Source organism: Streptomyces sp. 8K308 (assembly GCF_004348315.1).
Taxonomy (GTDB): Bacteria; Actinomycetota; Actinomycetes; order Streptomycetales; family Streptomycetaceae; genus Streptomyces.
In genome coordinates this window covers 1-3814 of record NZ_SMKC01000502.1, presented here as the reverse complement: position 1 = coordinate 3814, position 3814 = coordinate 1, and the positions used below count along the sequence as shown (strand labels likewise).

Genomic DNA, 3814 nt, shown 5'->3' with positions numbered 1-3814 from the left:
ACCTTCTCCCTCGCCCTCGCCGCCCTCCCCGAGCCGCACTGGAGCGCCCTCACCCCGGTCGCCCCGCTGCGCCGCTGGCGCCTGATCGAACTCGACGACGAGACCCGGCTCACCACCACCCGGCTCCGCGTCGACGAACGCGTCCTCCACCTCGTCGCCGGCACCCCCTACCTCGACAGCCGCCTCCACGGCATGCTGCGCCGCACCGTCGCCCCCGCCGAGGCCGAACTCCCCGACGCCTACCGGCGCACCGCCGACGCCGTCGCCGCCGCCTGGGCCACCGCCAGGGCCGGCGAACCACCGCTCGTCGAACTCGTCGGCGGCGACCCCCAGAGCCGCGCTGAACTCGCCGCTGCCGCGGCCCGCCGCGCCGGCCTCGGCCTCTACGCCCTCACCCCCGACGACCTCCCCACCGACCCCGTCGAACGCGACCGGCTCGCCCGCCTCTGGCAGCGCGAGGCCGTGCTGCTGCCCGCCGCCCTGCTCCTCGAACTCGGCGAGACCGCCGAGCCGAGCCGTGAACTCGCCGCCACCACCGAGGCGTTCACCGCCGCCACCGGCGTGCCGCTGGTCATCGCCAGCCGCGACCCACGGATCACGAGCCGCCGCCGCGCCGAACGGATCACCGTCCCCACCCTCTCGGCCGAGCAACAACTCCGGCTGTGGAGCGCCGCGTTCCACGACATCCCCGGGATCACCGAGGACCGACTCCGCGAGCTCGTCGCCCAGTTCTCCCTGCCCCCGCACGTCATCCGCTCCGCCGCCGCCACCGTCCGCCGCGCCGGCGACGACCTCGGCGCCACCGAGCTGGCCTGGCGGGCCGGCCTCGTCGAGGCCCGCATCGGCCTCGACGAACTGGGCCGGCGCATCGAACCTCAGGCCACCTGGGACGAACTCGTCCTCCCCGAACGCCAGCTGACCATCCTCCGGGAGATCGTCGCGCACGTCAGACAACGCGGCACCGTCTACCAGGAGTGGGGCTTCGAGTCCGTGCTGCGCCGCGGCCTCGGCGTGACCGCCCTGTTCGCCGGCGGCTCGGGCACCGGCAAGACGCTCGCCGCCGAGGTCCTGGCCAACGAACTGGGCCTCGACCTCTTCGTCATCGACCTCTCCCAGGTCGTCAGCAAGTACATCGGCGAGACCGAGAAGAACCTCCGCCGCGTCTTCGACGCCGCCGAACGCGGCGGCGCGCTGCTGCTGTTCGACGAGGCCGACGCCCTCTTCGGCAAGCGCAGCGAGGTCAAGGACAGCCATGACCGCTACGCCAACCTGGAGGTCAGCTACCTGCTGATGCGCATGGAGGCGTACCGGGGCCTCGCCGTCCTCACCACCAACATGAAGAAGGCTCTGGACAACGCCTTCATGCGCCGCATCCGCTTCGCCGTCGACTTCCCCTTCCCCGGCGTCCCCGAACGCGCCGAGATCTGGCGCCGCGTCCTCCCAGAACGCGCCCCCACCAAGGGCCTCGACCCGCAACGCCTCGCCCAACTCACCGTCGCCGGCGGCTCCATCCGTAACATCGCCCTCTCCGCGGCCTTCCTCGCCGCCGAGGAGGGCGACCACCTCCAGATGCGCCACATGCTGGCCGCCGCCCGCACCGAGTACCTGAAGCTCGAACGCTCCCTCACGCCGACGGAGGTGCGGGGATGGATCTGAACCCTCGACCGGGCGTCCGGCTGGACATCGGCGAACTCGTCCTCGACGGCTTCCCGTCGGCCCACGCCGACCGCGTCGCCGAGTCCTTCCAGCGCGAGCTGACCCGTCTCGTCACCGAGCACGGCATCCCGTCCGAGGCCGCGACCGCCACCGAACTCCAGGCCCACCTACCGGAGTTACGGGCCGGGGGACCGCCTCCGCACCGCCTAGGCGAGGCGCTGGCCCGCGCCGTCCACGCCGCCCTCACCGAAGGCGAAGGGAGGCCGGCCCGATGAGCGCACCCGCCCGCGACACGCCATCGCGTTCCGACCAGCGCCGGAAGAAGCGCCGCGCCAGCACGACCCGCACCCCCGAGCCGCGCCAGATCGTCAGCGGCGCCGGACAGCCGCTCGACCCGGGCGTGCGGCGCGAGTTGGAGCAGCGCCTCGGCCACGACTTCAGCCGCGTCCGCCTGCACACCGACCGCGACGCCGCCGCCCTCACCGAGCTCCTCGGCGCTGACGCCGTCACCGTCGGCGAGAACGTCTTCTTCGCCGACGGCGCCTACCGCCCCGACACCGCCGACGGCCGCCGCCTGCTCGCCCACGAACTCCTGCACACCGTCCAGGCACCCCACGCCCTCGGCACCCTGCGCGCCGGCCGTGACCTGGGCGCGGTCAGCCTCCCGCACGAGCCGATGGAACGCGAGGCCGAGGCCGGCGCGCACTCCGTCGAAGCCGAGGTGGCCCCGACCCCGGCCGTCACCCCCGGTTGGCTCCGCTACGCCACCGTCGACGCCGACCGCGACCGGACCGAGCGCCTCGATCCCGCCACCCTCGTCGACCGCCTCACCGCCGACATCATCCGCTCCCTGCGCGGCGACCCGACCGACGCCTCGGGCCGCGTCCGCCTCCAACTCGCCCGCTTCTCACCCGAGGTCGAGCAGTCGGTGCTCGACCGCCTCGAACAGCGGCTGCCCACCCCCGACTGGGAACGCGTCGTCGACTTCGTCGACGACGTCGAGGAGAACGGCTCCCTCGGCCCCGGCGCCTCCCAGGCCCCGGAGCCCATCGAGGACTTCATCGAGCAGTGGCACCGCGACCGGGAGCGGGAGGAACAGGCCGAACGCGACGACCGCGAACGGGACGAGGCGGTCGGCGAGGACGCCGAGCAACGTGAGGAGCAGACGGAGGAACGCGACGCCGTGGCGGAGGCGCCGAGCGCCGCTCCCGCGTCCGCGTCCGCCGTCGGCCCCGCCACCGCCGTGCCCGGGCAGGGCCCGGGGGTCGACGAGCGCGAGGAGGAAGAGGCGCCTCAGGAGGAAGGGGAGGCCGAGGAAGCGGAACAACAGGACGAGGAGCCCACCGAAGAGGAAGAACGGGAGGAAGAAGAGCAGGAAGAAGAGCAGGAGGAGGAAGAGGAAGAGGAAGAGGAAGAACAGGAGCCGGAGCAGGAGGAGCCCGCTGAGGAGCGGGAGATCGACGGAGCCGCCCGGACCCTCACGATGGCCCGGGCTGTGACCGAGACCGCGCCGCCCAGTCCGCTGCGCGCCGCGGGCGACGAGCAGCCGCAGTCGGCCGACGCCCCGACCGCTGAGGAGCGGCCGACCCCGCCGCCCGAGCCGGTCACCTCCGAACAGCAGGCTCCCGAGCGGCCGAGCGCCTGGGACGTCGAGCTGCGCCCCGACGACTTCCTGCCGAGCGGCGACCTGGACGTGTCCGGCGTGCCGACCGCCGACCAGCTCGAACCCGGGTCGAGTGCGCAGCAGAGCATGCCGTCGTTCCCCGAGCCGCCCGCCACCAAGGCCGAGGAGGTGCAGGCCGAACGCGACCGTGAGGACGCGGCCGAGGCCGCCGGCGACGAGGAACCGCAGTCCCTCCCCGAACCGGAGCCGGCGGCCGCCGAGGCTCCCGCCGCCGAGCCGGAGTCGCGGCCGGAGCCGCAGGCCCCGGCACCAGACCTCGGGACCGAGCAGTCCGTCGAACAGGAGGTCGGCCCCGATCCGACCACCGTCAGCACCGCCACGGCCTCCGAACCTGAGCCGACCGCCCCGACACCGGAGCCGGACCCGGAGCCGGAGCCGGAAGAACCGACCCCCGTCTCGGAACCCGAGCCCGAACGCGAACCGGAGCCCGAACCGGAGCCCGAACCGGAGTCCGAACCGGAGCCGGAACCCGAC

Annotated in this window: 3 protein-coding genes; all 3 read left to right on the top strand. The window is 74.0% G+C overall.

Features of this window, described 5'->3' with window-relative positions:
* A partial coding sequence (locus tag E1265_RS34795) for an ATP-binding protein (protein WP_132934947.1) occupies positions 1–1656 on the top strand: 1656 nt, incomplete at its 5' end.
* Positions 1647–1931 carry a hypothetical protein gene (locus E1265_RS34790; RefSeq protein WP_132934946.1) on the top strand — a complete coding sequence of 95 codons (285 nt, stop codon included), beginning with the start codon at positions 1647–1649 and terminating at the stop codon, positions 1929–1931. The genes E1265_RS34795 and E1265_RS34790, both read left to right, overlap by 10 nt.
* The coding region (locus tag E1265_RS38375; protein WP_207931329.1) for a DUF4157 domain-containing protein at positions 1928–3814 on the top strand (1887 nt) is incomplete at its 3' end. The genes E1265_RS34790 and E1265_RS38375, both read left to right, overlap by 4 nt.